Source organism: Caballeronia sp. AZ7_KS35, from assembly GCF_023631045.1.
In the GTDB taxonomy this organism is placed as follows: Bacteria; Pseudomonadota; Gammaproteobacteria; order Burkholderiales; family Burkholderiaceae; genus Caballeronia; species Caballeronia zhejiangensis.
Genome location: NZ_JALQDV010000063.1, coordinates 154,810 through 179,994 on the forward strand (window position 1 = coordinate 154,810; position 25,185 = coordinate 179,994).

The following is a 25,185-nucleotide window of genomic DNA, read 5'->3' on the forward strand; positions in this document are numbered from 1 at the left end:
TATGAAAGTCAATCCTCGCGCACGCGCGCCGTGATCGGAACGTGCGCGCTCGTGCGTGAAGATTCGCGCGACGCGCCGACGAGACGGCGCCCTTGCGGACCGTGAACGGCGTCGGGTTCGGGAAAGAGCCGCAGCATCGTCAGATACAGCGCGCCGCCCACGACGAACGAAACCGGCACGCTGAGATCGCAGCCGCCCGCGAGCGCGCCGAGCGGCCCGGCGAACTGTCCCGGCAGATTCACGAACGTCAGCCCGATGAACGCGGCAGGCAGCCATGCGCCCATCGCGCGCCAGTTCCAGCCGTGGCTATACCAATAGTGGCCGCCGCGCCCGCCGCGATTGAACACTTGCAGATCGTCGGCCAGATAGAAACCGCCGCGCTGCACGAAGCCGATCACCATGATCGCCATCCACGGGCAACTGAAGGTGCAGATGAGCGTCGAGAACGTCGCCACGCTTTCCACGAGGTTGAACGCGAAACGCCCCACGAAAATGAAGCCGATGGCGAGCAGGCCGATCAGCGCCGTCGCGCGCACGCGGTTGAGGAACTTCGGGAACATGCTCGACGTGTCGAGGCCCGTGCCGTAGAGCGCGGTCGTGCCCGTCGACAGTCCGCCGATGATGGCGATCAGACACATCGGCAACAGGAACCAGCGCGGCGATACCGCAAGCAAGCCGCCCACGTAGTCGTTCGAGCTGATGAAGCTCGGCGCTTGCGTCGCGATGATCGTCGCGGTGACGAGGCCGAAGAGGAACGGCACGAACGTCGCGATCTGCGCGAGAAACACGGCGCCCATCACGCGGTGGCGCGGCGTCGATTGCGGAATGTAGCGCGCCCAGTCACCGAGCGTCGACGCGAACGAAACCGGATTGCTCAACGCGACCAGCGCCGCGCCGACGAACGCCGCCCAGAAGCCCGCGCTGCCGTGCTGAAGCGTGCCCGCGTAGTGGACGTCGAAAGGCTTCGCGAACGCGAATGCGCCGAGCACGAACATGAGGCTCGCCGCCCACACGGCGATCTTGTTCACCCACAGCATGAAGCGAAACCCGTAGATGCAGACGATCAGCACGAGCACCGCGAACACCAGATACGCCGTGCCGAGCGTCCACGGATTGACCGGCAAGCCGATCATGTCGTGCGCGCCGCCGACGAGCGCATCGCCCGAACTCCATACGGCGAGCGAGAAGAACGCGACCGATGTGAGCACCGCGAGAAACGATCCGACGATGCGGCCATGAATGCCGAAGTGCGCCCCCGACGACACCGGATCGCTCGTGCCGTTGCGCGGCCCGAAGAGGCTCATCGGCGCGAGCATGCAGGTGCCCGCGAGCACGCCGATCACGATGGACCACACGCTGGCTTCGAACGAAAGGCCGACGAGCACCGGAAAGCTGCCAAGCACCGAAGTCGAAAACGTATTGCAGCCGCCGAACAGCAGGCGGAACAGATCGATGGGCCGCGCGTATCGCGAAGCGTCGGGAATGCGCTCGAAACCGTAGGTTTCGATCTTCGTGATGCTGGTGCTGTCGCTGGTGTTGTCTGCCATGTTGTCTCGCTCCATTGTTATCGGCGGTCATTCCGTTGCGTCGGAATGCGCGCCGTAATGCGTCATCAAGGCGTCGTCAAGGCGTTCACATCGGGCACGTTGCTACCGCGCGTTCAGGCTCATCGTGATGAATCTCGCGCGCGCCATAGACGCCGAAAAGGCCTTCACAGAAGGATCGAACGATGGCTTTGTCGGCCATGTCGCGCTTCATCGCGAGATGCAGCGGCACGTCGAAGCCGAACGCGGTGCGTCCCAGCACGCGGATCAGTCCGCGCTGCTCGAAGGCGTCCGCGTGATGCGCGGGCAAATAGCCGATATGACTGCCCGACAGGATCAGCACGGTGGCCGCGTCGATGCTGTCCGCGATCGCCGTCACGCGCCGCTCGCCGATGCTCGCGAGTTCTTCCGGCACCGGATAGCTGCGCCAGATCCAGTCGTGCGCGCGCAGATCGTCGAGCGTCACGAGCGGGTCCGCATGAAAGAGCGGATGTCCGCGCCCGCAACAGATCACTTGCCGCTCGTTGAACAGCCTGCTGTACGACAGCCCCGCGACGCGATGCCAGAAATAGCCGATCGCCAGATCGAGTTCGCGATTGACGAGGCTTTCTTCGAGTTCCTGCGGCGGCGCGACGTGCATCGCGAAACGCACGGCCTGATCGCGCTTGCGAAATGCGCCGATAGCTTCCGCGAGCCGCGCGTTCTCGACATGCGATGCCTGTCCGATCAACCCGATCGACAGCGTGCCGACCAGCTTGCGATCTATGTCGCGCACCTGCGCGACGAATTGCGATGTCGCGCCGATCAGCGCCCGCGCCGACATCACGAAACGCTCGCCTTTGGACGTCAGCCGAAAGCCGCCGCGTCCGCGTTCGCACAGCCTGAAGCCGACGCGCGCCTCCAGCGCGGAAAGCTGCGAGCTGATGGTCGACTGGCGCACGCCGAGCGACGCTTGCGCGGCGGTGATGCCGCGCGCGTCGACGACCGCGAGAAAGACGCGCACGAGGCGAAGGTCGAGATCGGATGTATTGGAGAACATGTCGTCGCGCTCACATCGGGAAGCCCATCGCCTTGATGCCCTTGATCCACGCGCGCTTCCAGCCGCCCTCGGCATCGGCGCCGTCGAATGCGTGGAACGTGACTTTCGCGGCGAGCCATCGCACCGGCTCGGGCGGAATGTAGGTCGGGCTTCGATTGGCGATGTCGAGCGCGCGCTCGGGACTGTCGCGATCGAAAAGGATGTTCAGGCCCATGAACGCGCCGAAGCGGCTCGCGGCCACGCCGAAGCCGGTGTAGCCCGCGACGAACACGGCCTTGTCGCCGAGATAGCGCTTCGCGAATACCGATCCGCGCGAGCAGTAGTCGATCGGACCGCCCCACGCGTGCGAGAAACGCACGTCGCTCAGTTGCGGGAACGTCTTGTAGAACGCCTCCGCGAGACGGTAGTACGTGTCGCGCTGCCGATCGCGCGGCGGATTCGGATCGCCATCGAAGTGATAACTCACGAGGCCGCCGAAGATGATGTTGTTGTTCTTCGTGAGGCGGAAATAGTTGAGCTGCGTGCGCGTGTCGTAGATGCCCTGACGCTGCCTCCAGCCGATGCGCGCAAGTTGCTCGCCGGTTAGCGGCTCGGTCGCGAGTACGTGATCGCGCACTTGCAGGACGCGCCGGTTGATATCCGGAATGCCGACTTTCGCGGTGCCGCTGCCCAACAGCACGCGCGGCGCGCGCACGCTGCCTGCGGGCGTCGTCACGAAGACGGTCGCGCCTTCGTCGATCACGTCGATCAGCGGACTGTGCTCGTAAAGCCGCACGCCGAGTTCGAGCGCCGCGCGCTTGAGACCCCACGCGAGCTTCGCCGGATGCACGATGCCGCTGCGATTGCGCGACCACAGCGCGCCCGCGAACAGCGGCGAATCGAGTTGTTCGCGCGTGGCCGCGGCGTCGAGCAGCGTGACGTCGTGGCCATACGATCTGTGCAGATCATAATCGGCACGCAGATGGTCGATATGCTCGGGATCGACGGCGACCGTCATCTCGCCGTTCCATTCGATATCGGCGTCGATGCCATAGCGTTCGAGCGTCTCTTCGAAGCCGTCGAGATTGCGCTGGCCGAAGGCTTCGAGCTCGGCGATATCGTTCGGAAAGACGCGCACGGCGTTGGGCAGGCCGTGCATCACCGATGTCGAGATGATGCCGCCCGCGCGCCCCGATGCGCCGTGCGCGACCCGTCCTGCTTCGATCAGCACGACGTCGAGTTCGGGCATCTGCTCTTTCGCCTGCACGGCGGCCCACAAGCCGGTGAAGCCGCCGCCGACGATCAGCAGATCGGCGCGTGTTTCGCCCGCGAGCGACGGTTCGGCGGGCGGCTCGGCGGGATTGTCGAGCCAGTAGGGAGAGAGCTTCGTGCGGGCGAGCGCTTCTTCGACGGTCAGTCGGGCCGGCTTGCGGCGCACATCGCGCGATGCGCCGGGTGCGGCGAAGTCGGCTTCGAACAGTTGCGCGCTTTCGTTCATGACGTGTCTCCTCCTTGGGCGCGGTGCGCGACGTTATTGCTGCGGTTCGAGCACGACGTAGAACTTCTTCGCGTCCTCGATCGTTTCCCAGCGGCCCGCGAAACCGGCCGGCAGCAGATAGCCCTCGCCCGCCGCGAACTCGCGGCGCGCGCCGTTCATATCGGTCAGCGCGATGCGGCCTTCGACAAGCCAGACGGCTTCGTCGACGGTGGTCGCGGGGAAATCGACGGCGCCGACCTTGCCTTCCCACCAGCCGATCACGTAGTTGCCGGTCTTGCCTTCGGCCGCGCGCCAGTCGCTTTCGTCCATGCCGTAATCGAGTTGCGTGAATTGCCCGATGCCAGCGCCCAGCGGCGCGATGTCCTGAATCAGCTTGCTCATGTGTTTCCTTCGGTGCGTCGTTTTCAATGAATCGGTGCGCCAAAGTTACCGGGTCGACATGCCCCGGTATGCCCCCCCGCAGGGGGGACAAGCCGCGTTTCAGCGATCTGCGGGTAAATACCTAGTTACCTCGAAATCCCCGTCTGGCGGGCGATGCGGCGCTTGATCTACAATCGGACAGCCTTTTCTTTGGGGCGCGCCATGCTGCTCAACGTACCCCCGCTCAATCAGGATCAAGCCGCGTTTCCTCTGTCTTTCAAGACGCTCGGCAAAGTCATCGAAGCTGTCGGCACGCCGGATTTCGTGCCGCGTCTCACGCTGCTTCTCAATGAAGTTGTGCCGCTCAATGTCGTGCACATCGAACGTTCGCGCGTCGATCGCAGCAAGCCCACGGGGTTTCGCTGCGAGTGGATCGGCAGCAGCGGCGTCGGCATGGACACGAGCGTCATCTCCGATGTCATGACGCTGTACTACGACCGCTTCTACGACAGCGATCCGCTCTTCGCGGGCATTCGCGGCAAGGTCGGGACGATGCTCGTCGTGCGCGATATCGGCGCGATTCCGCCGGGCGAATTCCGTCAGCGGCTCTTCGACGAAGCGTCGATCGCGCACGAATGCGTGCTCGCGCGCGGCACGCCGCACGCGCAGGATTCCATCGCGCTCGAACGCGCGCTCGATGCGCCGCCGTTCACGCTCGCCGAGATGAACCGCTTTCGCAACGTGAGCGAGTTCCTGTTTCCGCTGCTGGAGCTGCATGCTTCGACGAGCGCCGCGAAACGCGTCGCGCATCCGACGTCGTTCCTGCATCCGCTCGCTCAGTTCGATGCGCGCATCGCCGAGGATCGCGTGCGTCTGTCGAAGCGCGAATACGAGATCTGCACGCATCTGATCACGGGCCGCACGGTGCCCGAAGCGGCGGAAATCATCGGTGTGCGAATCGGTACGGCCGAGTCGTATGTGAAGCGCGCGTTCGCGAAGCTCGGCGTGCGGACCAAGCGCGATCTGATCGCGTGGGGGCAGGAGCATCCTCGTCTGCACGCCACCTGAAGCCGCGTTCACATAGAACCGGCTCGATGTGAACATCTCCATTTCGTGATTCGCGCGGCGCTCGCCTCGCCTAACATCGCCCCGTCCTTACAACGATGACGGGAGATGTATCGATGCAGCGCGAACTCAATCAGCCGCTCGGCGGCAACGACATGCCGCGCTTCGCCGGCATCGCGACCATGATGCGGCTGCCGCAGGCGGCGAGCACCGTTGGTCTCGACGCGTGTTTCGTCGGCGTGCCGCTCGATATCGGCACGTCGAACCGTTCGGGCGCGCGCTTCGGGCCGCGCCAGATCCGCGCGGAATCGGTGCTGCTGCGTCCGTACAACATGGCGACGCGCGCCGCGCCCTTCGATTCGCTGCAAGTGGCCGATATCGGCGACGTCGCGACGAATCCCTACGACCTGAAGGATTCGATGCGGCTGATCGAATCGGCGTACGACGAGATCGTCGCGAGCGGCTGTCGCCCGATCACGCTCGGCGGCGATCACACGATCGCGTGGCCGATCCTGCGCGCGCTGCACAAGAAGTACGGCAAGGTCGCGGTCGTGCACGTCGATGCGCACGCGGACGTCAACGACACGATGTTCGGCGAGAAGATCGCGCACGGCACGCCGTTTCGACGCGCGGTCGAGGACGGCCTGCTTCGCTGCGATCAGGTCACGCAAATCGGTCTGCGCGGCACGGGCTATCACGCCGACGACTTCGACTGGTGCCGCAAGCAGGGCTTCACCGTCGTGCAGGCCGAAGCGTGCTGGAACCGGTCGCTCGCGCCGTTGATGGAAGAAGTCCGCGCGCGCGTGGGCGACGCACCGGTGTATCTGAGCTTCGATATCGACGGGCTCGATCCCTCGTTTGCACCCGGCACCGGCACGCCGGAAATCGGCGGCCTTTCCGTGCAGCAAGGCCTTGAAATCGTGCGCGGCATGAAGGGCCTGAATGTCGTGGGCGCGGATCTCGTCGAGGTCTCGCCGCCTTACGATCAGGCCGGAACGACGGCGCTCGTCGACGCGAATCTCGCATTCGAGATGCTCTGCGTGATGCCGGGCGTCGCGTACCGTTGAACCATCGAGGACGATCATGAATATCCGCGACAATCACTCGATTCTTCTGCCCGCCGCGACGATCGCGGGCACGCGCTATGGCGCATCGGTTCTGGAAGCGGGCAACGCGATCCACAACGCGTCGACGGGCGCGGTCATCGGCTGGCAGGAACATGCCGACGCCGCGCAAGTCGATGCCGCCGTGCGTGCCGCGCACGCCGCGCTCGATGCATGGCGCAACCGCACGCCCGCATCGCGCGGCGAGGTGCTGCGCAAGATCGCGCAGTCGCTCGCTGCGAACCGCACGCGTCTTTCGTCGATGCAGCAAGCAGTCAGCGGCAAGCCTGCGCTCGAAGCCGACACCGACGTCAGCGACGCCATCGCCACGTTCGACTACTACGCGGACCTGTGCGCGGACGCATCGCTTTTTGCGACCGAGACGCTGACATTGCCCGACGACGCCGTGACGGGCGAGCGCCATTACGAAGCGGTCGGCGTGGCCGCGCTGATCGTGCCGTGGAATTTCCCGATGGTCACGACCGCGTGGAAAATCGCGCCCGCGCTCGCGGCGGGGTGCACGGCCGTGCTGAAGCCGTCGGAATTGACGTCGCCGGTCGAGCATCTGCTCGCGGAAATCATGACGGCGGCGGGCGTGCCCGATGGCGTCGTGAATATCGTGTACGGCGGCGGCGAAGTCGGCGCGCTGCTCGCGGCGCATCCGCTCATCGACAAGATTTCGTTCACGGGCAGCACGGGCGTCGGCCGCAAGGTGATGCAGACGGCGGCGCAGGACATGAAGCGCGTGACGCTCGAACTCGGCGGGAAATCGGCGCTGATCGTGCGCGCCGATGCGGACATCGAGTACGCGGTCGCGCTCGCAATGGGCGGCGCGTTCACGAACGCCGGGCAAATGTGCTCGGCGACGTCGCGCATCCTCGTTCACGACGAGGTCTATCGCAAGTTCGTGGCCGCGCTCGAAGCGGCCGTGCGCGCGCTCGTGGTTGCCCCGCCGCACGTCGAAAATGCCGCGATGGGCCCGCTCGTATCGCATGCGCAGCGTGCGCGCGTGCAGGCGCTCGTCGAGCAGGGCGTGGCGGACGGCGCGCGCATCGCGTTCCGCGGCGCGCTCGACGGCGCTTGCGCGGACGGCTTTTTCATGGCGCCGGTCGTCGTCGCCGAACCGGATGCCGCCAACGTGCTTTGGACGGAAGAAGTGTTCGGGCCGGTCGCGTGCGTGAAGTCGTTCCGCACCGACGATGAAGCCATCGCGCTCGCCAACGGCACGCGTTATGGGCTCGTCGCAACCGTCGTGACGCGCGATGAAGACGCCGCACGGCGCTTTCGCCATGCGCTGCGCGCGGGCCTCGTGTGGATCAACACACCGCAGTTGATCTTCCCGCAGGCGTGCTGGGGCGGACTCGGACTGAGCGGAATCGGCCGCGAGCTCGGCGTGGCGGGATTGCGCGGCTATCAGGAATTGCGCCACGCGATCGTGGCGCGCGGATAGTCGGCCCGTCGACGCGCGTGAGCAAGCTCACGCGCGCGTCGCTTGGGCCAACTTGCGCGCGAGACCGGACTAGCTGCGCGGCGGACGCGGCGGACGGTCGCCCGGACCACGGCTCTCGCGATGATTCGGCCGGCCGGGCGCGCCGTGATCTTCGCAAATGGTGGAAATCGCGTGCTTGAAAAGAACCTGGTTTCCGCTCGTCGAATTGAGATAGACCATATAGGTGTCGAACGACTGGATATGGCCCGTCAGCTTGATCCCATTAACGAGATAAATGGAAACCCGCTTGCGTTCTTTGCGCAGCGCGTTGAGAAAATCGCCTTGAATGCTGGCTGGACTGTTGGACATTTATGACCCGTGTTTAACCGAGCGCAGTCACCCCGACCGACCCTCGTCATTCGTGGAGCCTGCTTTTTTTGCTCGGCGTGTTTTTCTTTGGACAAGTCATTATCCCGTTTCCGCGCCGTTGTTGCGATGAAAAGATAATCGCCCTATATGGCGCATGGCCGTTTCCTTCGAATCGTCGGACAAAATACGACGAATCCACGGCCGATAGAGACTGGAAGGCCCGTCCATCATTTGAGCACCGCCGCCTCCACGGCGGCGAGATACGCGGCGAGCGCCCGCTTGACCTCGCGCAGATAACGGCGCGCCAGTTGCACGTCGCCCATTGCGGGACGCAGCTTGACGGCCAGCGCGCCGCTCGCGAGCGCGTGCAGCATGTCCACGTACAGTTCGCGCTCGGACGCTTTCACGCCGGGCATGCGTGCGTCGATCACCTTGCGCATCATGCTGGACTTGCGCTTTTTCTTCGCTTCATCGTGCGGCATGACCGACATCAGAATCAGGAGATCGGTCTTGCGGTCGAAATATTCGATATGCGGCGACATGATCCGATCGATCACCGCTTCCGCCGACAACGCCCGCCAGGTCTCGCTGTCGACCCGCGCAAGTTCGTCTTCGAGTTCCTGCAGCGCCGCCGCGTGGCGGTCCCACAACGCGGCGAGCAACGCGTCGCGATCCGGAAAGAAGTGATACATCGAGCCGATCGGCGTTTGCGCACGCCGCGCGACGCCGTGCATCGTCACGCCTTCCAACCCCTTTTCGACGATCAGCTCGGCGGTCGCATCCAGCACCGCCTCGATGCGCGCGCGCCCGCGCGCCTGCAAGGGCGAACGAGCCGTGCTGGCGCGCTCCGGATCCTGCAATTCGCTTTCATTGTCGGCGCGAGCCTTCTTCATTGTCTCTCCTCGAGCAAGGTCAAACTAGACGCTCGCGTCTAGATTCGTGCATACTAGACGGCATCGTCTAGTTTGGCGAGCGCGTCGCGGTGACATCGTAGTCATTTCTGGCCGCAACGCCCTCGCCGTCCCGCATTCATCGAAGGCTACCGCACCCGCGCGGTGGCGCGAAAGCTCCCGGAGAACACATGTCAGTCACAGCGCCCACGCACGGCGGCCAACCCGCCGACGCCGTCGAACGCAAACCGTCACGCAAACGCCTGCTGATTGCAATCGGCATCGTCGCGGTCGTCGCCGGCATTGCATGGGGCGTGCGCTGGTGGACGGTCGGCCGTTTCGTCGAAACCACCGACGACGCCTATCTCAAGGCCGACAGCGTCACCATCGCGCCGAAAGTAAGCGGCTATATCACCGAAGTGCTCGTCGCCGACAATCAGGCGGTCGAGGCCGGCGCGCCGCTCGCGCGGCTCGATACGCGGCAGTATCAGGCCTCGCTCGATCAGGCGAAGGCCGCGCTCGATGCGCGCGCCGCCGACATTGACCGCGCCGAAGCCGAGCTGAAGCAGCAGCACGCCAACGCCGATCAGGCGAAGGCGCAGGCCGAAGTGTCGCGCGTAAGCCTCGCGCATGCGGAAGACGACGTGAACCGTTATCGTCCGCTCGTCGCGACGGGCGCCGAAACCGCCGAGCGTCTCGCGAGCCTCGTCTCCACGCGCGATCAGGCGCGCGCCACGCTTGCCGCGAATCTCGCCGCCGCGCGTTCGGCATCGACGCAGATCGGCGCGACCGAAGCGCAGATCGCGCAGGCGCGCGCGCAAGTCGAAGCGGCGCAGGCGCAACTGAATCAGTCGAAGCTCGATCTGAGCGACACGACGCTCGTGAGCCCGGTCGCGGGGCGCGTCGGCGATCGCACCGTGCGCGTCGGCCAGTATGTGCAGCCGGGCACGCGCTTGATGACGGTCGTGCCGGTCGAGGCGCTCTATCTGGAAGCGAACTTCAAGGAAACGCAGGTCGGGCGCATGCGCGTCGGCCAGCCGGCGACGCTGCACGTCGATGCACTCAAGGGCACCGAGTTGCACGGCGTCGTCGAAAGCTTCGCGCCCGGCACCGGCGCGCAGTTCGCGCTGCTGCCGCCGGAGAACGCGACAGGCAACTTCACGAAGATCGTGCAGCGCGTGCCGGTGCGCATTCGCGTCGATACGGGTCCGCAAACGCGCAAGGTGCTGCTGCCGGGCCTCTCGGTAACGGTCGATGTCGACACCAAAACCGCCACCGACGACAGCCATCGCATCGCGGCGGAAAATCGCCATGACTGAGGCCGCCGCGCATCCGCATCGCGCGAGCGCGACCGACTGGATCGCGGTCACGGCCGGCGCGCTCGGCGCGCTGATGGCCACGCTCGACATTTCCATCACCAACTCCGCGCTGCCGCAGATTCAAGGCGAAATCGGCGCGACCGGCACCGAAGGGACCTGGATCTCCACCGGCTATCTGATGTCGGAAATCGTGATGATCCCGCTCGCCGCGTGGCTCACGCGCGTGTTCGGGCTGCGCAATTTTCTGCTCGGCAACGCGGTGCTCTTCACGCTGTTCTCGGTGATGTGCGGCTTCTCGACGTCGCTGTCGATGATGGTCGTGGGCCGCATCGGCCAGGGCTTCACCGGCGGCGCGATGATTCCGACCGCGCAGACCATCATCCGCACGCGGCTGCCGCGCGAGCAGATGCCCGTCGGCATGACGATCTTCGGCCTGATCGTGTTGCTCGGGCCGCTGCTCGGACCCGTGCTGGGCGGTTGGCTCGCGGAGAACATCTCGTGGTCGTGGTGCTTCTTCGTCAACGCGCCGGTCGGCTTCGCGCTCGTCGCATTGCTCATCACCGGCTTGCCGGCGGAGAAGTCGCATTGGGAATCGTTCTTCAAGGCCGACTGGATCGGCATAGCGGGACTCGCCATCGGCCTGAGCTCGCTTACCGTCGTGCTCGAAGAAGGCCAGCGCAATCAGTGGTTCGAATCGCATGAAATCGTAATGCTCACGTGCGTCACGGCGTTCGGCTTCCTGCTCATCGCGATCTCGCAATTCGTCGCGACGAAACCAATCGTGCGGCTGTCGCTGCTGCGCAATCCGCGCTATGCCAGCGTGATTCTGATCGTGTTCGCCGTCGGCGCGGGGCTGTATTGCGTGTCGTTCCTGCTGCCGCAGTTTCTGAGCGTCGTCGCGGGCTATAACGCGCTGCAATCCGGCGCGATCATGCTCGTGTCGGGCGTGCCCGCGTTTCTCATCATGCCGGTGCTGCCGCGTCTGCTCGGCAAGGTGGATTTTCGCGTGCTCGTCATCTCGGGCCTGCTGTGCTTCGCCGCGAGCTGCCTGCTCGATATCTCGCTCACCGCGCAAAGCGTCGGCCACGATTTCTTCTGGTCGCAGATCTTGCGCGGCTTCGGCCAGATGCTCGCGATGATGCCGCTCAATCAGGCGTCGATGGCCGCCGTTTCGCGCGAAGAATCCGGCGATGCGGCCGGCCTCTACAACATGGCGCGCAATCTCGGCGGTTCGGTCGGGCTTGCGATCATCGGCACCGTGATCGACCGTCGCAACGACTTTCACACCGCATCGATCCGCGAATCGCTGACGGCGAATTCCGTCATCGGTCAGGAACGCATGGCCGCGAGCGCCGCCAGCTTTTTCGCGCAGGGCGGCGACATGGCGCATGCGAAGATGCAGGCGCTCGGCCAGTTGTCGATGCAAATCGGTCAGCAGGCGATCGTCATGACTTACTCCGAAACCTTCTACGTGCTGGCGATCGCGCTGCTCGCGTGTCTGCCGCTCGCGCTCTTGCTCAAGACGCCGCGCGGCCAATCCGGCGACATGTCTTCTGCCGGCCACTGATTCATGAACTCATCGACGATGTTCCCTCGCACGCTTCGCCAGACCGCCCTGCTTCCGCTCGCTGCTTTCGCGCTCGCCGCGTGCACGGTCGGACCCGACTATCGCGGCGCGCCGGAAATCGCGCCCGACGCCGCGAAAAGCGCCGCCTTCGTGCGCGCGCCGGCGCAGGGCGTCGTCGCGACGCACGCGCCCGCGACGTGGTGGCAAGCGCTCAACGATCCGCAACTGAACGCGCTCATCGATGCCGCGTTCGCCCACAATCCCGATCTGAAGATGGCGCAGGCGCGCTTGCGTCAGTCGCGTTCGCAACTGCGCGGACAGCGCGCCAACGAGTTGCCGAAAGTGTCGGGATCGGCGGCGGCGTTGCGCATGCGCTCGCCGGATACGTCGATCTTCGGTTCGTCGGGCGATGACGGTTCGTCGGGTTCGACGGGACGCGGTCCGGTCGATTTCTACACCGTCGGCTTCGATGCCTCGTGGGAGCTCGATCTCTTCGGCGGCACGCGCCGCGCGATCGAAGCGGCATCCGGCGAAGCCGAAGCCGTGCACGCCGATCTTTCGGACGCGCAGGTGTCGCTCGCGGCGGAAGTGGCGTCGGTGTACATCGACTTGCGCGATCAGCAGGAACGTCTCGCGCTCGCGGAACGCACGGCCGAGTATCAGCAGCAGATGCTGACGCTCACCGAGCAGCGGCGCGCGCGCGGCACGGCGGCGGAAGTCGATGTCGAGCGGCTCACGACGCAGGTCGACACGACGCGTGCGACGCTCGTGCCCTTGCAGACGCAGATCACCGATTCGCTGGATCAACTCGCCGTGCTGACGGGCCGCGCGCCCGGCGCGCTCGATGCCGAACTCGGCGCGCGTGCGCCGTTGCCCGCGTTGCCGTCGTCGGTGCCGATCGGCGATCCGGCGGCCATGCTCCAGCAGCGTCCGGATATCCGCGCGGCCGAGCGTCGTCTCGCATCGAGCAATGCGCAGATCGGCGAGCATATTGCCGATTATTTTCCGAAGGTGACGCTGCTCGGCGATATCGGTTTCTCAGCATCGGAGCCGAGTCATCTGCTGCGCAAGCAGAATTTCTCGTGGGTCGGCGTGCCGTATCTGCAATGGAATCTGTTCGACTTCGGGCGCACGGCGGCGAATGTCGATGCCGCCAAAGCCGCGCGCGACGAAGCCGAAGCGCGCTACGAAAAGACCGTGCTCGGCGCGCTGAAGGACGCGAATTCGTCGCTGTCGCGTTACGGCAACCAGCGCGAGCATGTCGTGCGGCTGCAGCAGGTGCAGGCGTCGGCGGAGCGGTCGGCCACGCTCGTGCGGCAACGTTATACGGCGGGCGTATCGACGCTCATCGATCTGCTCGACGCACAGCGCACGCAATTCGCCGCGCAGCAGGACGTGGTCGCCGCGCAGGCCGAACTGCTGAAGGACTTCGTCGCGTTGCAGAAGAGTCTCGGACTCGGCTGGGCGACCTAAGCGTCTTCGGTCGATTGACGCTGCGACGCCATCTCCCGCTCGAACATCGGCGCATAGAACGCGACGGCCTTGCGCAAGATGTCGTTCACTTCCCTTAGCGCGACATTCTCTTCTTCGAGTTGCGCGATGCGTCGAAGCGGATCGTCGTCTGCGGCTGGCGTCGTCATGTGCGTTCGCGTGATGTGCGCTATCGATGCGACAGCGCCTTCGCCGATTGCAGAAGGTCGTCGAGCATCGACTGGCGTCGCTCTGGATCGGTGTCGCGGCCCGTCATGAAGCACAGCGCCGCGATCGGCAGTCCGGCGCGATCGCGCACGGGCGCGGCCATGCACAGGCGAAACGCGTTCGACAAGCCTTCGGTGCAGCAATAGCCCTGATTCTTCGCGGCTTGCACATCGCGCATGAATTCATCGAAGTCGATGCGCACGCCGTTGTCGAGCGCGAAGTCTTCGGCGGGAATCAGGGCGCGGATTTCATCGGCGTTCAGGTGGCCGAGCAGCAGGCGTCCGGTCGCCGTCCACGGAATCGGCACGCGCACGCCGATATCCGAGCTGATGTTGAACGGCCGCGCGCTGTTTTCGGACAGCACCACGGTGTACTTGTTTCCTTCGAGCATGCAAAGCTGCGTGGTCTCGTCGTACTTGCGCACGAGCGCGAGTATCGACTGATGCGCGCGGCTGATGAGGTCGTTGTGCGTCGCGTAGTCGGAGCCGTAGTAATGCATCTCGCGTCCGAAGAACACGCTGCCATCGGCCGATGTCTCGAGCCAGCCCACTTCCGCCAGGATCGCGACCAGCTCGTAGATGCTCGAACGCGGCGCGCCGGTCGCTTCGATCAGCTCGCGCATCGTCATCGGGCGCTGCGCGAGATGCAATTGCCGGAACATGGCGATGACCCGATCGACTCCCCTCGCTCGCGACGATTCCGTAACTGCCATTCATTCGCTCCGTGTGCGTCAGTGGTCGAGCACGCGATGCAGGAACTGCCGCGTCCGCTCGTTGGATGGATTCACGAAAATCTGCTCCGGCTCGCCCTGCTCCGCGATCACGCCTTTGTCCATGAAGACGACCCGATCGGCGGTCTTGCGCGCGAAACCCATCTCGTGCGTGACGACGACCATCGTCATGCCATCGCGTGCGAGTCCGCGCATCACTTCGGTCACTTCGCCGACGAGTTCGGGATCGAGCGCCGAAGTCGCTTCGTCGAAGAACATGATGCCCGGCTCGACGGCGAGCGCCCGCGCAATCGCGACGCGCTGCTGCTGTCCGCCGGACAACTGGCTCGGATAATGATCCGCACGGTCGGCAAGCCCGACGCGATCGAGCACGTCCATCGCGCGCTTGCGGGCATCGGCGGGACTCATCTTGCGCGCCTTGATGAGCGCCAGCGTGACGTTGCCGAGCGCGGTCTTGTGCGGAAAAAGATTGAACTGCTGGAACACCATGCCGACGTGACCGCGAATATCGCGCGCGCGTTTCGGGTCGTGCAGCGGCACTTCGTTGACCCATACTTCGCCGGAATCCGTCGTTTCGAGCCCCGCCATGATGCGCAGCACCGTGCTTTTGCCCGAACCCGACGCGCCGATCAGCACGAGCACTTCGCCCGCGCGCACGTCGAGATTGATCTCGTTGAGCACGCGCGTCGCGCCGAATGCTTTGCTGACGCCCGACAGCGAAATAATGGGCCTGGTCTGACTTTGATTGCTCACGACAGTCTCCTGCGGTCATGGTGGCGCACCCATTGCGAAAGCGGGAAGCACACGACGAAATAAATGAGTGCGACGAGTCCGTAAATCTCGACCGGCTTGCCGATGCGATCGACGATGGCCTGGCCGCCGTGCATCAGCTCCGACATGCCGATCATGCTGACGATCGACGTATCTTTGATAAGCGAAAGATATTGGCCGATGAGCGGCGGCAACACGATCCTGCCGGTCTGCGGCAACACGACGAACGCGAACGCCTGCGTGCGCGACAGACCGAGAATCTGCGAGACTTCCCACTGGCCTTTCGGCACCGCTTCGATCCCGGCGCGAAAAACTTCGGCGATATACGCGCCTTGATAAACGCTCAGGCCGATCACGCCGGCGGCGAAAACATCGATCGCATAGCCGAAATACGAGACGCCGAAGTAGATGAACATCAGCGTGATGAGCACGGGCGTGCCGCGAAAGAGCTCGGTATAAAGCCGCGCGATGCGGTCCGTGCCCCACGGTCCGAACGATCGCAACACGGCGGCGAAAAGGCCGATCAGCGTGCCGCCGACGATCGACGCGACGGACAGCAAAAGCGTCGTCACGAGACCTTGCAGCAGGATCGACAGACTGGTTCTCAGCAGTTCAAATGACATGATCCGACTCCGGTTCGGGCATCAGGCGCGATTGGCGCGGCGCAACGCGAGGCCGCCGAAGCGTGCGCGCGGCCGGACGACGAGCGGCGGATGAAACATGCGCGCGCCGAGCTGACCCGCGATCCACGACAGCACGTTGCTCAGCACGAGATACGCGACGAGCACGACCGAAAACGTCTGCACGTAGAGCAGCGTGCGCGAATTGATGACGGTCGCGGTGCCGGTGAGTTCGGGCAGCGCGATCGCGGAGAGCAGCGACGTGCCGAGCAATAGCTGGATCAGATAGTTGACGATCGCCGGATAGACCGCGCGCGCGGCCTGCGGCAAGACGATTTCGGTGAAGATCTGCCCGCGTTCGAGGCCGAGAATGCCCGCGGCTTCGAGCTGTCCGCGCGGCACCGACTGAATGCCCGCGCGAAACACTTCCGACAGATACGCGCCGACGTTCAGGCCCAGCGCGATCACGCCGGCCCAGTAGGCATCGAGCGCAATGCCCGCCGACGGCAAGCCGAAGAACACGATGAATATCTGCAAAAGAACCGGCGTATTGCGGATGACTTCGACATACGCGCGCGCGACGAAGCGGATCGCGGCCATCGGCGACAGGCTCGCCAGCGCAGCCAGCAAGCCGAGCACCAGCGACAGCACGAACGCGAGAAGCGTCACCTGCAGCGTCAGCCATCCGGCTTTCAGGAACTCGGGGACGTAGCCCCACAAGGTCAGCCATTCGTAGTTCATCTCGGCCTCCGCATCCGTCCGGTCTCGTGCGATATCGACATCACTTCATCCTCAGAACTGCGGATTGAGCGGGAAATGCGGATCGGTGCCGAACCACTTCTTGTAGAGCTGCGCGTTGAGCTTCGAAGCGTTGATGTTGAAGAGGAACAGGTTCAGATAGTTGAGCCACGCCTGATCGCCGGCCTTCACGCCGAAACCGTTGTATTCGAGCGGCACGAGTGCTTCGTTCGTGACGGTCAATTCGGGATCGAGCTTCGCCTGATACGCGAGGAAGTTGTTGTCCTCGATCATCGCGTCGGCCTGGCCTTGCTTGACGGCGAGAATCGCGGCCTGCGAGCTGTCGTATTCCTGGATCTTGATCGGGATGTTCAGCGAGCGGACTTCATCGCCGTTGGTCGAGCCCTTGACGGTCGCGATCGTGCGGTTGCCCATGTCCTGAACCGACTTGATGCCGCTGCTCTTCTTGACCAGCAGCGCCTCGCTCGCGACGACATACGGCGTCGTGAATTCGATGACCTTCGCGCGCTCCAGATTGCGCGTGAAGTTGCAGAACACGACATCGACCTTGCTCGTCTGCAGGTTCGGGATGCGGTTCGCGCTCGTCGTGTTCACGACTTCGAGCTTCACGCCCATCTGCCTGGCGAGTTCCTTGGCGAGATCGACGTCGTAGCCGTCGGGCTGACCATCCTTGTCGTAGAAGCCGAACGGCGCGAACGTCAGACAGTCGCCGACCCGCAACGTCCCGCGCTGCAGAACCGCCTGAAGCGTCGACGAACCTGCCGCCGCCCCGGCGTTTGCGCCGCCGCCTTCGGCCGGCGTGGAAACCTTGGTGCAGGCGGCCAACGCCAGCGCGCCGGCGATGACGAACAGCGAAACGGTTCTGACGCCTATGTTCGAGAGTTTCATGAGCAGGTCCTTTCGAAGGATGGTTAGGAGGAACCGGTTCCAGAACCGCTCAGAGCGAAACGCGAAAGTTCGTCTATGTCCGATATACCGGACAGACATCTGGCGTACCGGATCGAACTGCAGTGTTGGATGAGAAAATTCCGAGCACAAGCGGCCCGAACCCTAATTGGCGAGGGTTTTTTGATGAGATAAGGGGATGCGGCTACAGGCGCAGTCGGCTGACGAGCCGCCAGGACGCGCGAGCGGCGCGGCGGAATCACGGAAGCGATGGTTCGACGTTCGGCCTTGCGCCCCGACCCGGCGAAATCGGGTCATGGATTTTGCGTCCTATTTCTCGCGAGCCGGAACGTCGCGTCGGAAGCTACTGGCTGGCGCCCGCTCCGATCCCCGCTTTCTTCTGAGCGTTCTGCAAGTCCTGGGGATAGTTGGGATCATTCGCGCGGCCGGGGTTATACCCCGCGTCCTCGAGTTTCTTCAGCTCGGCGTTCTTCTTGTCGCGCGCCTGTTTTCGTGCGGCTTTTTTCTCGGCTTTCGTCATGGACGCAGCTTGCGTCGCGCCGGTTGCGGTCGAACCGGTATCCTGCGCATAGGAAAGCGAGGCCGCGGATGCGCCCGCCACGCCCAGGAAGAATGACACGGCAATGCTTGCTAGCTTCGTTCTCACGGTGATTCTCCGTTCGCCTGGAGGACTTGCGTTGAGGAAAGTATAGGGCGCGCGTTTCGGCACTGCGCCCGTCGAGCATGCGACTTTCATTCGTCACGACATAACTTATCGGAAGCCAACGGATGCAAATCATCGTCGATGCCGACGCCTGCCCCGCCGTCGTGAAGGATATTCTCTTTCGCGCAGGCACACGCATGAAGGTGCACGTGACGCTCGTCGCGAATCAGTTTTTGCGCACGCCGCCCTCGCCGTGGATCCGCGCGATTCAGGTGCCCGCCGGTTTCGATGTCGCCGACGCGCGCATCGTCGAGATGGCGCAGGCTGGCGATCTCGTCATCACGGCGGACATTCCGCTCGCGGCGGCGGTGATCGCAAAGGGCGCGTTCGCGCTCGATCCGCGCGGCGAATGGATGAACGCGGAGAACATCGAGGAACGTCTGTCGATCCGCGCGATGATGGATCAGTTGCGCGGCTCCGGCGTGCAGACCGGCGGGCCGCCGCCGTACGCGCCGCGCGACGGCAAGAACTTCGCCGCGCAGCTCGACCGTTTTCTCGCGAAGCAGCGGACGCCCGATTGAGCAGGCGGCTTCAGGCGGTCCCGTCGATGATCTTCCGGATCGCTTCCTCGAACGCCTCGGAAGGCTGCCCGCCGCTCACCAAATACTTCTGGTCGAAGATGATCGCCGGCACGGACTGAATGCCGAGTTGCTGGAACTCGCGCTCTTCGGCGCGGACTTCGTCGGCGTACGCACCGCTTTGCAGCACCGTGCGCGCCTCGTCGCCATCGAGCCCGGCGCTGCGAGCCGCTTCGATCAGCACGTCGGGGGCGCTCGTATCCTTGCCGTCACCGTGATAAGCGCGCAGCAGCGCGAGCTTGAGCGGCAGTTGCTTGCCTTCGATGCGCGCCCAATGCAGCAGCCGATGAGCATCGAACGTGTTGTAGACGCACTTGCGTTCGCCGAACGAGAAGCCTTCGCGCGCGCCGCGCTCGCGGATCATCGCCTGCGTCTCGCCGATCTGTTCGGGCGTGCGGCCATATTTGCGGCCGAGATAATCGACGATGCGCTCGCCTTGCGGACTCATGTCCGGATTCAGCTCGAAGGGATGAAGGGTGATGCGCGCATCGACGGTATCGCCGAGACGCTCCAGCGCGCGTTGCAGCGAAGAGAGTCCGACGGCGCACCACGGGCACGCGATATCGGAGACGAAGTCGATTTGGAGAGTGCGGGACATGAGGTTCGTGAAGATTGGAATCGAGTCGGACAGACTAGCTCAAATCGCCGATATCGGTTTGCGCGTGCCCTTCGCGGCATCCGCGAACAGGTCGAAGACTGGATTCACGATTTCGACGCGCTCGAACTGGAGCCGAAGAGCGTCAGGGCGGAACGTGGCTCGAGCCGATAGTGCGAATGCCCAATGTCGTTCTTGCCGTCGGGCATGGGGATCGCGAAGCGAATGATGGCGCGGTTGCTAAAGACCGTTAGTTGCGATCGATGCGATTGCGTAATGGTCAGTCCCTGCCCTTCGCGCTTTTCGACTTGTTGAAGACGTAGCCCGAGAAGCCGTCTCTCAGATCGGGATATTTCTGAATGATGGTTTCGACGAGCTCGCTCGATGGATCGATGCCCAATCTGCGCAGCGTCAGCTTTCCCGCCGGACTCGTCTTGTAGGTGCGCCGCCAGTCTTCGCGCTGCCGCGGCGTCGCGGCTTCGTACATCTCCCAGCCGCGACGGACTTCATCGACGATCCGGTTCTGAGCGTTCACATCCTGTGCCGCGACCTGCAATGCCCGACGCGCCTCGGCCTGTTGCTTCGCTTCAGTGTCGCGTTGATCGGTCAGCGCCAGGCTCTCCTGAATCTGGACCATCTGGCGTTCCGCATCCGAGACGATCCAGCCTTCCTTCAGCGCTTTCATGAAGAAGCCCGCCGGACTCTTCGACACCTTGCCGAGCTTGAGGCTGAAACGCGTACGCTCGATTGCCTGCTCCAGACGTTCGTCGGTGAAGGTATCGCGGTCGGAAGCGATCTGATTCAACTGCGCGCTGGACAGACCGATTTCCTGTTTCAGCGTCAGATACAGCGCCTGCGCATGCTCGTGCGTATGCAGCAGACGCTCGGCCATTTCCTTGCGCTCGACGCGAAATCGCATGCGTCCGATCTTGCGTGAACCCGGTTCATTGCGCGTCTCATACGAGAGGGAAAGATCGGATACCTCATTAATCTGATCCACCGCCGGAGCGAGCCAGTCGCGCTTGAAGTATTTGAATTCCTGCGCTTTTGCACCCATCGTCCCCTGCCAGGCACGCAATTCGTCGAGCGTGAACCAATCGGTTATACCCTCGGACGCGTAGGGAAGCAGATGGTCGTACATCACGCGCGCATAGCTGAGCGTGAAAAGCGAAGTGATGCGCAAGCTCAGCCAATGCGATTTCCCGGGACCGCGAATGATTCCGATGAGATCGGGCGGAACGCGGAACTGAAACCGTCCGCCGACGTATGAGATGCGTCCAATCAATTGAACCGATCCGAACGGCTTGGAGCCATCGGCGTCGGCTTCCGCGGTCGCCTGAATGAGCGCCCTCTGCGCCTCGGTGATCACCTGTTCCAGATGCGCGTTGTTCCGGCTCGAGTAGCGCATGAGCCACTTGAAATAGTCGAGCTCGACGTCGTACAGGTCGTGAATCTTTTCTTCTTGCGCGACGATGAAATAGGCCGCGTCGATCAAGCGACGAGCCGCCACGCCAAGATCGACGATGCGGATCAGGACGTTCTTGCGCGAAAAGCCGATGTCCGAGCGGGCGGCTTCGACGGGCAAGCCCTGCGCATTCGCATCGTCGAATAGGGCCAGCGCCAGTTGTCTGGACGTGGCCACCTGCCCTGCTGTCGTCATTCCGTCTCCGTGTCCGGCGTTAGTTCATTGTGTCGAGCGGTACGTTAACGGCTGCAAGGTGAGCTGTCAACACAAACTACCTCACCTTTTGCAGGCGCGGACACAGGAAACCTCACCATTGCGTCGCAACCTACACAAATTTCCTCACCATTCTTGCCTGCACGCCTCACCTTGGGGTCCACTTCATCTCACCTTGACGGGGTAAACACAGCACCTTGACGCTCAATCAACATCACTTTACGCACACTTTTCCTCACCTTATGGGTGTAAGTCGTTGATTTCATGAGCGTGCGCGTGAGAAGTTAGTGGTGGGTGAGTCTTTGTGTTTACAAAAATAACTAACCAACGGCCCTACTCATATAGACGGTGATTTGATTTTTAACCAGCGGGACTATGGCGTTTTGCGCGCTTCGTTTGGGTGAAGTGAATTGTGACCAGCCGTCGAGACGCTGGAATCCAACTGCGCCGACGTTCGCAGAGGTGAGGTTTTTTGTGATGGGATCCGGCGTTCCACTGAGCTTCCGATGCCGTGGAGCGTTTCGCTGTCCACTGAGCGTTTCGGGAATCACTGAAGATAGCTTGTATAAGTGGTTGATCTTATTGATAGTCTTGCACCTCCGCCCCAGTGCTTGCAAATTTCGATCAATTCCAATAGCTATTCATCACTGCGGCGAGTATTCTACGGTTCGACATCTAGTTACACCAAAACCGTGGAAACATCGGCGAGCGTGAAGGAAACGCCTCACCGTGGACTAAAAAAGGAAGCACCGAATGAATTTGAGCGAACTGCCAGGGATTAATCGAAGGGTGAAACTCTCCAACCTAGGAGAGTTCGCAGAGCGTTTGTCGGTCATGACGAACGAACTGCGTGATCAGATCTTGGCACCACGGCCAAGGAAGACAGCGCCGGTGTTTACGATAGGCGAGCTGTCGGACTTGTGCGGGATCGACCGGCAGAAGATCAATTATCTGGCGACAAAGGAAGGTACTGACCTCCCGCCGGGTGAAACGCACGGAACCGGGCGTGCGCGTATCTTCTCTCTGAAGGATGCCCGAACGTGGGTTCAGCAGGTCTCGGACATTTATCAGACGCCGCTTGTCACTGGTACGCGCGAACATCGCGGTCGCGTGTTAATCACGGCGAACTTCAAAGGCGGATCGTGCAAGACGACGACGTCGATGTGCATCGGCCAAGGATTGAGCTTGCGTGGTCGCAAGGTTCTCATGATCGACCTCGACCCACAAGCGTCGCTTTCGGAGTTGTGCGGCCTGTACGCGGAAAAGGACGTGACTTGGGAGGATACGGTCCTGCCATACATTTACGATCCGGACATGGAAGGCGGTCTCGCGTCGAAAGTGCAAAGCACGTATTGGGACGGACTCGATGTGATTCCGGCACACAACTATCTTCACGACGCCGAATTCCATCTGCCTACTGCGCAGAAGACGAACGCGAACTTCGAGTTCTGGTCGGTGTTGCGAAAAGGGATTGAGCCGCTGCGCGCGGAGTACGACTACATCATCCTGGATACCGCGCCTTCTCTCTCTTATATGACGCTGAACGGATTGATGGCGGCCGATTCGATGGTCATGCCGCTCGTACCCGAAAGTCTGGATTTCATTTCGTCGGTGTCGTTCTGGTCGTTGTTCGCTGAAGTCGCGAATGGTTTCGTCGAACACGAAGTCGACAAAACATACGACTTCGTTTCGGTGCTTCTCTCGCGGGTCGACTATGGCAATACATCTTCGGCGCCGGTCGTTCGCTCATGGTCTCAGCGCGCGTATGGCGACTGGTTGCACACCACTGAGATTCCGGCGAGTTCGGTCATGAGCAATGGCGCGTTGGCTTTTTCTACTGTCTTCGATCTTTCACGGGCCGAGACAGTCGCGAAAACTTTGGCGCGCGTAAAACAGCCGATGGCCGACTACTGCAAATGGATCGATGACCAGTACGTTGAGCAATGGAGGGCGGGACAATGAGCAGCCTTCGCGACCGAATGATGAGCAAGACCGCGGAAGTTCGTGCGGCAAAGGACATCCAACTCGATCCGCAGCAAGAGAAGGCGACGAGTCCGCGCACTGCGCCCGGAATGGCAGCGGCGTTGGCCTCGGCGCAGCAGCGCATCGCGCAACTCGAGCAGGCGGGTCCTGCGTCGGAAGCGCCGGTGTCGGAGATCGTTCCGAATCCCTGGCAGCCTCGGCAAGTATTCAACGACGCGAAGCTTGTGCAACTCGCCGAGTCGATCCGCGAAGCGGGTCTCGTACAGCCGATCGTTGTACGGCGCATCGGCACCGGATACCAGATCGTGGCGGGTGAGCGGCGCTGGCGCGCGCATAAGATGATCGGTAAGGAATCGATCAAGGTTCTTGTCGTCGATCTTTCTGACGAAGAGATGGCGATGCTTGCCCTCGTCGAAAACGTAGCGCGTGAAGATCTGTGCGACTACGAGATCTCGCGATCGATTCGACGGACCGAAAAGGAGTTTCCTAACCGCAAGCGCATGGCTGAAGCGTTGGGCATCTCGCGCTCCGAGTTGTACCGGTATCTTTCGTTTGGCGAGTTGCCGGATTTCGTCGTGCAGGATCTAGATGTGCAGCCTCGCCTGCTGGGAGCCACGGCCGCGGAGAATGTCGTCTCGGTACTGCGCGGGCGGAACGCGGCGGCGTTCGACGTTGCCAAGGGCCTTTGGGCGCGCGTCGTTTCGGGCGATCTGGATCAGTCGAAATTTGGCAAGGCGATCAAGCAGGCTTTGGATGACGAGCGTAAGCCGGCGCCGGCCGTAAGCGATCGCAGTATCGACAAGATTTTTGCGGGTGGATCGCAGGCAGGGTCGATCACGAGAGACTCAATGGGGCTCACGGTCAAGATCAAAGCCGGATTACTGACCGAAGAAAAGGAACGGCAAATTCGGGAGTTGGTGACACAGTTGTTTGCCGATAACAGCTAGTCGATTCCCTCCAGCAATTGGTCTTGATGCGGTTGCGCTCAGCATCTGGGTCAATTTCCGAAGCTCCAAGAGTGTCTCAACTTGGGACACGCGCAGCGCGAAATCACGCTCGTGCACTTCCTCTAGGTTGATCTAGCGAGTGTCCCGACTTGGGACACTTGAGATCCGCAGCAGCCTCCGCCGTTCACGCCCGGGGCGCAAACTCTCCCACACGCGCGCATCGAAAGGACTCCCAGGGTTGTTTGCGCGCCAACTCGTGAACTGCTGCTATCTCCCAGTGGGAACGAGCTGTCTCAACGGCAGGACTATTGATGGCACGCACCATCGATGCACATGAGGCGCGCGAAGTGTCTCGTTCCCGCTCCCGCGTCTGGGCGTTCCATTTGGCGCCGAGACGACGCAGCTACTACCTCCTGGGCGCGTCGATGCGGGTCGCTTTCAGTGTGGGTGAATACCAGCTTGGGAAAGGCGGAGCCCGCCAGAGCGTCCAAAGCTTAACGGAAAGCCTGAACATCCTCCTAGCGGCGGGAAACCCGACGGAGAAGCCGGTCACCGCCACTCGAGCAAGTGCTTCGCCTAGAAAGCTGCTGAACAATGATCGCTCCGATCGTTCGTGAAACAATCGACGCCGCGTTTCCACTCCTGCGATCGCTAGACAGGACGGGCTTGCGGGCCATTTTTAACGCTGTTCTGGGAAGATGTTTCACGGAATCGTCTGCGTGAACACAGGGTATCAGCATAAAAGGAACCGGCGAGCGCGCCGAAACGCCTATGACGGCCACATCGTGACGAATAAGACGAAAAATGTAGCGCTCGATACGTCCGCAGTGAGGCGTCGAAGCTGCGTTAGACGGCGTTTCGCTGGTCGCGGCGAAGAACACCCGTCGCGAATCCGGATGGGGCGACGGAAGACATCGATGCGCCAGACCAACCTTCATAAAATGTTGCGCGGATCAGCAAACTTTCCGCTTGCTCCCTCGTCCATTCAGACTGCTTGCCGCCCGCATGCTGGTGAAAAAGCTCGGACGGAACATGCGCGAGCCGCAGGTATCTGA

General features: G+C 62.8%; 25 protein-coding genes. 10 read left to right on the forward strand and 15 right to left on the reverse strand.

Annotation, left to right across the window (positions count from 1 at the left end; all coding sequences use genetic code 11):
• Positions 1-8: 8 nt before the first annotated feature.
• The 4 genes from NCT05_RS34075 to NCT05_RS34090 all read right to left on the reverse strand — a co-directional run bounded on the left by NCT05_RS34075 (position 9) and on the right by NCT05_RS34090 (position 4,441).
• Positions 9-1,547, reverse strand: a complete 1,539-nt coding sequence (locus tag NCT05_RS34075; RefSeq protein WP_250504397.1) for a purine-cytosine permease family protein — start codon at positions 1,545-1,547, stop codon at positions 9-11.
• A gap of 85 nt (positions 1,548-1,632) precedes the next feature.
• On the reverse strand, positions 1,633-2,583 hold the full coding sequence (locus NCT05_RS34080) for a LysR family transcriptional regulator (protein ID WP_250504398.1): 951 nt from the start codon (positions 2,581-2,583) through the stop codon (positions 1,633-1,635).
• A 10-nt stretch (positions 2,584-2,593) separates the two neighbouring features.
• On the reverse strand, positions 2,594-4,060 hold the full coding sequence (locus NCT05_RS34085; protein WP_250504399.1) for an NAD(P)/FAD-dependent oxidoreductase: 1,467 nt from the start codon (positions 4,058-4,060) through the stop codon (positions 2,594-2,596).
• A 33-nt stretch (positions 4,061-4,093) separates the two neighbouring features.
• Positions 4,094-4,441 (reverse strand): cupin domain-containing protein, encoded by a 348-nt coding sequence (locus NCT05_RS34090; RefSeq protein WP_250504400.1) that lies wholly within the window; start codon positions 4,439-4,441, stop codon positions 4,094-4,096.
• A gap of 201 nt (positions 4,442-4,642) precedes the next feature.
• On the opposite strand from NCT05_RS34090, the gene NCT05_RS34095 reads away from it, so the two are divergent.
• From NCT05_RS34095 to NCT05_RS34105, 3 genes are all read left to right on the forward strand, one after another.
• On the forward strand, positions 4,643-5,488 hold the full coding sequence (locus tag NCT05_RS34095; RefSeq protein ID WP_008345332.1) for a helix-turn-helix transcriptional regulator: 846 nt from the start codon (positions 4,643-4,645) through the stop codon (positions 5,486-5,488).
• A gap of 113 nt (positions 5,489-5,601) precedes the next feature.
• Positions 5,602-6,552, forward strand: coding sequence for an agmatinase (gene speB, locus NCT05_RS34100; protein ID WP_250504401.1), 951 nt, complete (start codon positions 5,602-5,604; stop codon positions 6,550-6,552).
• Between the two features lie 16 nt (positions 6,553-6,568).
• Complete coding sequence (locus tag NCT05_RS34105) at positions 6,569-8,038, forward strand: aldehyde dehydrogenase family protein (protein ID WP_250504402.1); 1,470 nt, start codon at positions 6,569-6,571, stop codon at positions 8,036-8,038.
• Positions 8,039-8,107: 69 nt separating this feature from the next.
• On the opposite strand, the gene hfq is transcribed toward NCT05_RS34105, so the two are convergent.
• Both hfq and NCT05_RS34115 read right to left on the reverse strand, forming a co-directional pair.
• A complete protein-coding gene (gene hfq, locus NCT05_RS34110) occupies positions 8,108-8,386 on the reverse strand; it encodes an RNA chaperone Hfq (RefSeq protein WP_008345329.1) in 279 nt (92 codons plus the stop codon).
• Between the two features lie 227 nt (positions 8,387-8,613).
• Positions 8,614-9,279: a TetR/AcrR family transcriptional regulator gene (locus tag NCT05_RS34115; protein ID WP_008345328.1), complete on the reverse strand. Its 666-nt coding sequence runs from the start codon at positions 9,277-9,279 to the stop codon at positions 8,614-8,616.
• Between the two features lie 188 nt (positions 9,280-9,467).
• Here NCT05_RS34115 and NCT05_RS34120 point away from each other — a divergent pair, with 188 nt between their 5' ends.
• From NCT05_RS34120 to NCT05_RS34130, 3 genes are read left to right on the forward strand one after another with little or no spacing between them, the layout of a single operon-like run.
• On the forward strand, positions 9,468-10,595 hold the full coding sequence (locus tag NCT05_RS34120) for an HlyD family secretion protein (protein ID WP_008345327.1): 1,128 nt from the start codon (positions 9,468-9,470) through the stop codon (positions 10,593-10,595).
• Positions 10,588-12,162: an MDR family MFS transporter gene (locus NCT05_RS34125; RefSeq protein ID WP_250504403.1), complete on the forward strand. Its 1,575-nt coding sequence runs from the start codon at positions 10,588-10,590 to the stop codon at positions 12,160-12,162. Before NCT05_RS34120 ends, NCT05_RS34125 begins: the two co-directional genes overlap by 8 nt.
• 3 nt (positions 12,163-12,165) lie before the next feature.
• Positions 12,166-13,635 (forward strand): efflux transporter outer membrane subunit, encoded by a 1,470-nt coding sequence (locus NCT05_RS34130; protein WP_502801824.1) that lies wholly within the window; start codon positions 12,166-12,168, stop codon positions 13,633-13,635.
• Here NCT05_RS34130 and NCT05_RS34135 read toward each other — a convergent pair.
• The 7 genes from NCT05_RS34135 to NCT05_RS34165 all read right to left on the reverse strand — a co-directional run bounded on the left by NCT05_RS34135 (position 13,632) and on the right by NCT05_RS34165 (position 18,298).
• Entirely contained in the window at positions 13,632-13,802 is a 171-nt protein-coding gene (locus tag NCT05_RS34135; protein WP_008345324.1) for a hypothetical protein, read from the reverse strand. The two genes, NCT05_RS34130 and NCT05_RS34135, sit on opposite strands and share 4 nt — an antisense overlap.
• Positions 13,803-13,822: 20 nt before the next feature.
• Complete coding sequence (locus tag NCT05_RS34140; protein ID WP_008345323.1) at positions 13,823-14,572, reverse strand: IclR family transcriptional regulator; 750 nt, start codon at positions 14,570-14,572, stop codon at positions 13,823-13,825.
• An 18-nt stretch (positions 14,573-14,590) separates the two neighbouring features.
• Positions 14,591-15,343, reverse strand: a complete 753-nt coding sequence (locus NCT05_RS34145) for an amino acid ABC transporter ATP-binding protein (RefSeq protein ID WP_008345322.1) — start codon at positions 15,341-15,343, stop codon at positions 14,591-14,593.
• Entirely contained in the window at positions 15,340-15,984 is a 645-nt protein-coding gene (locus tag NCT05_RS34150; RefSeq protein WP_008345321.1) for an amino acid ABC transporter permease, read from the reverse strand. The genes NCT05_RS34145 and NCT05_RS34150 overlap by 4 nt, the downstream gene beginning before the upstream one ends.
• 21 nt (positions 15,985-16,005) lie before the next feature.
• Positions 16,006-16,722, reverse strand: coding sequence for an amino acid ABC transporter permease (locus tag NCT05_RS34155; RefSeq protein WP_008345320.1), 717 nt, complete (start codon positions 16,720-16,722; stop codon positions 16,006-16,008).
• 51 nt (positions 16,723-16,773) lie between these two features.
• Positions 16,774-17,628, reverse strand: coding sequence for an ABC transporter substrate-binding protein (locus NCT05_RS34160; RefSeq protein ID WP_008345319.1), 855 nt, complete (start codon positions 17,626-17,628; stop codon positions 16,774-16,776).
• 361 nt (positions 17,629-17,989) lie between these two features.
• Positions 17,990-18,298: a hypothetical protein gene (locus tag NCT05_RS34165; protein ID WP_372492612.1), complete on the reverse strand. Its 309-nt coding sequence runs from the start codon at positions 18,296-18,298 to the stop codon at positions 17,990-17,992.
• A gap of 116 nt (positions 18,299-18,414) precedes the next feature.
• Between NCT05_RS34165 and NCT05_RS34170 the strand changes: the two genes are divergently transcribed.
• A complete protein-coding gene (locus tag NCT05_RS34170; RefSeq protein WP_008345317.1) occupies positions 18,415-18,870 on the forward strand; it encodes a YaiI/YqxD family protein in 456 nt (151 codons plus the stop codon).
• Between the two features lie 10 nt (positions 18,871-18,880).
• On the opposite strand, the gene NCT05_RS34175 is transcribed toward NCT05_RS34170, so the two are convergent.
• Both NCT05_RS34175 and NCT05_RS34180 read right to left on the reverse strand, forming a co-directional pair.
• Complete coding sequence (locus NCT05_RS34175) at positions 18,881-19,525, reverse strand: DsbA family oxidoreductase (protein WP_250504404.1); 645 nt, start codon at positions 19,523-19,525, stop codon at positions 18,881-18,883.
• A 277-nt stretch (positions 19,526-19,802) separates the two neighbouring features.
• Positions 19,803-21,182, reverse strand: a complete 1,380-nt coding sequence (locus NCT05_RS34180) for a replication initiation protein (RefSeq protein ID WP_250504405.1) — start codon at positions 21,180-21,182, stop codon at positions 19,803-19,805.
• Between the two features lie 771 nt (positions 21,183-21,953).
• Here NCT05_RS34180 and NCT05_RS34185 point away from each other — a divergent pair.
• The 3 genes from NCT05_RS34185 to NCT05_RS34195 all read left to right on the forward strand — a co-directional run bounded on the left by NCT05_RS34185 (position 21,954) and on the right by NCT05_RS34195 (position 24,747).
• Positions 21,954-23,162: a ParA family protein gene (locus tag NCT05_RS34185; protein ID WP_250504406.1), complete on the forward strand. Its 1,209-nt coding sequence runs from the start codon at positions 21,954-21,956 to the stop codon at positions 23,160-23,162.
• Positions 23,159-24,130 (forward strand): ParB/RepB/Spo0J family partition protein, encoded by a 972-nt coding sequence (locus NCT05_RS34190; RefSeq protein ID WP_008345313.1) that lies wholly within the window; start codon positions 23,159-23,161, stop codon positions 24,128-24,130. The genes NCT05_RS34185 and NCT05_RS34190 overlap by 4 nt, the downstream gene beginning before the upstream one ends.
• Positions 24,131-24,441: 311 nt before the next feature.
• On the forward strand, positions 24,442-24,747 hold the full coding sequence (locus NCT05_RS34195; protein ID WP_250504407.1) for a hypothetical protein: 306 nt from the start codon (positions 24,442-24,444) through the stop codon (positions 24,745-24,747).
• Positions 24,748-25,185 lie beyond the last annotated feature (438 nt).

What these genes read in the sequence shown, in the direction of transcription:
- NCT05_RS34090 (WP_250504400.1), bottom strand. Translation starts at nt 4,441, where the DNA reads ATGAGCAAGCTGATTCAGGACATCGCGCCGCTGGGCGCTGGCATCGGG.
- NCT05_RS34095 (WP_008345332.1), top strand. Translation starts at nt 4,643, where the DNA reads ATGCTGCTCAACGTACCCCCGCTCAATCAGGATCAAGCCGCGTTTCCT.
- NCT05_RS34155 (WP_008345320.1), bottom strand. Translation starts at nt 16,722, where the DNA reads ATGAACTACGAATGGCTGACCTTGTGGGGCTACGTCCCCGAGTTCCTG.
- NCT05_RS34080 (WP_250504398.1), bottom strand. Translation starts at nt 2,583, where the DNA reads ATGTTCTCCAATACATCCGATCTCGACCTTCGCCTCGTGCGCGTCTTT.
- speB (WP_250504401.1), top strand. Translation starts at nt 5,602, where the DNA reads ATGCAGCGCGAACTCAATCAGCCGCTCGGCGGCAACGACATGCCGCGC.
- NCT05_RS34185 (WP_250504406.1), top strand. Translation starts at nt 21,954, where the DNA reads ATGAATTTGAGCGAACTGCCAGGGATTAATCGAAGGGTGAAACTCTCC.
- NCT05_RS34175 (WP_250504404.1), bottom strand. Translation starts at nt 19,525, where the DNA reads ATGTCCCGCACTCTCCAAATCGACTTCGTCTCCGATATCGCGTGCCCG.
- hfq (WP_008345329.1), bottom strand. Translation starts at nt 8,386, where the DNA reads ATGTCCAACAGTCCAGCCAGCATTCAAGGCGATTTTCTCAACGCGCTG.
- NCT05_RS34140 (WP_008345323.1), bottom strand. Translation starts at nt 14,572, where the DNA reads ATGGCAGTTACGGAATCGTCGCGAGCGAGGGGAGTCGATCGGGTCATC.
- NCT05_RS34130 (WP_502801824.1), top strand. Translation starts at nt 12,166, where the DNA reads ATGAACTCATCGACGATGTTCCCTCGCACGCTTCGCCAGACCGCCCTG.
- NCT05_RS34115 (WP_008345328.1), bottom strand. Translation starts at nt 9,279, where the DNA reads ATGAAGAAGGCTCGCGCCGACAATGAAAGCGAATTGCAGGATCCGGAG.
- NCT05_RS34125 (WP_250504403.1), top strand. Translation starts at nt 10,588, where the DNA reads ATGACTGAGGCCGCCGCGCATCCGCATCGCGCGAGCGCGACCGACTGG.
- NCT05_RS34085 (WP_250504399.1), bottom strand. Translation starts at nt 4,060, where the DNA reads ATGAACGAAAGCGCGCAACTGTTCGAAGCCGACTTCGCCGCACCCGGC.
- NCT05_RS34150 (WP_008345321.1), bottom strand. Translation starts at nt 15,984, where the DNA reads ATGTCATTTGAACTGCTGAGAACCAGTCTGTCGATCCTGCTGCAAGGT.
- NCT05_RS34195 (WP_250504407.1), top strand. Translation starts at nt 24,442, where the DNA reads ATGGCACGCACCATCGATGCACATGAGGCGCGCGAAGTGTCTCGTTCC.
- NCT05_RS34105 (WP_250504402.1), top strand. Translation starts at nt 6,569, where the DNA reads ATGAATATCCGCGACAATCACTCGATTCTTCTGCCCGCCGCGACGATC.
- NCT05_RS34075 (WP_250504397.1), bottom strand. Translation starts at nt 1,547, where the DNA reads ATGGCAGACAACACCAGCGACAGCACCAGCATCACGAAGATCGAAACC.
- NCT05_RS34120 (WP_008345327.1), top strand. Translation starts at nt 9,468, where the DNA reads ATGTCAGTCACAGCGCCCACGCACGGCGGCCAACCCGCCGACGCCGTC.
- NCT05_RS34160 (WP_008345319.1), bottom strand. Translation starts at nt 17,628, where the DNA reads ATGAAACTCTCGAACATAGGCGTCAGAACCGTTTCGCTGTTCGTCATC.
- NCT05_RS34180 (WP_250504405.1), bottom strand. Translation starts at nt 21,182, where the DNA reads ATGACGACAGCAGGGCAGGTGGCCACGTCCAGACAACTGGCGCTGGCC.
- NCT05_RS34190 (WP_008345313.1), top strand. Translation starts at nt 23,159, where the DNA reads ATGAGCAGCCTTCGCGACCGAATGATGAGCAAGACCGCGGAAGTTCGT.
- NCT05_RS34170 (WP_008345317.1), top strand. Translation starts at nt 18,415, where the DNA reads ATGCAAATCATCGTCGATGCCGACGCCTGCCCCGCCGTCGTGAAGGAT.
- NCT05_RS34135 (WP_008345324.1), bottom strand. Translation starts at nt 13,802, where the DNA reads ATGACGACGCCAGCCGCAGACGACGATCCGCTTCGACGCATCGCGCAA.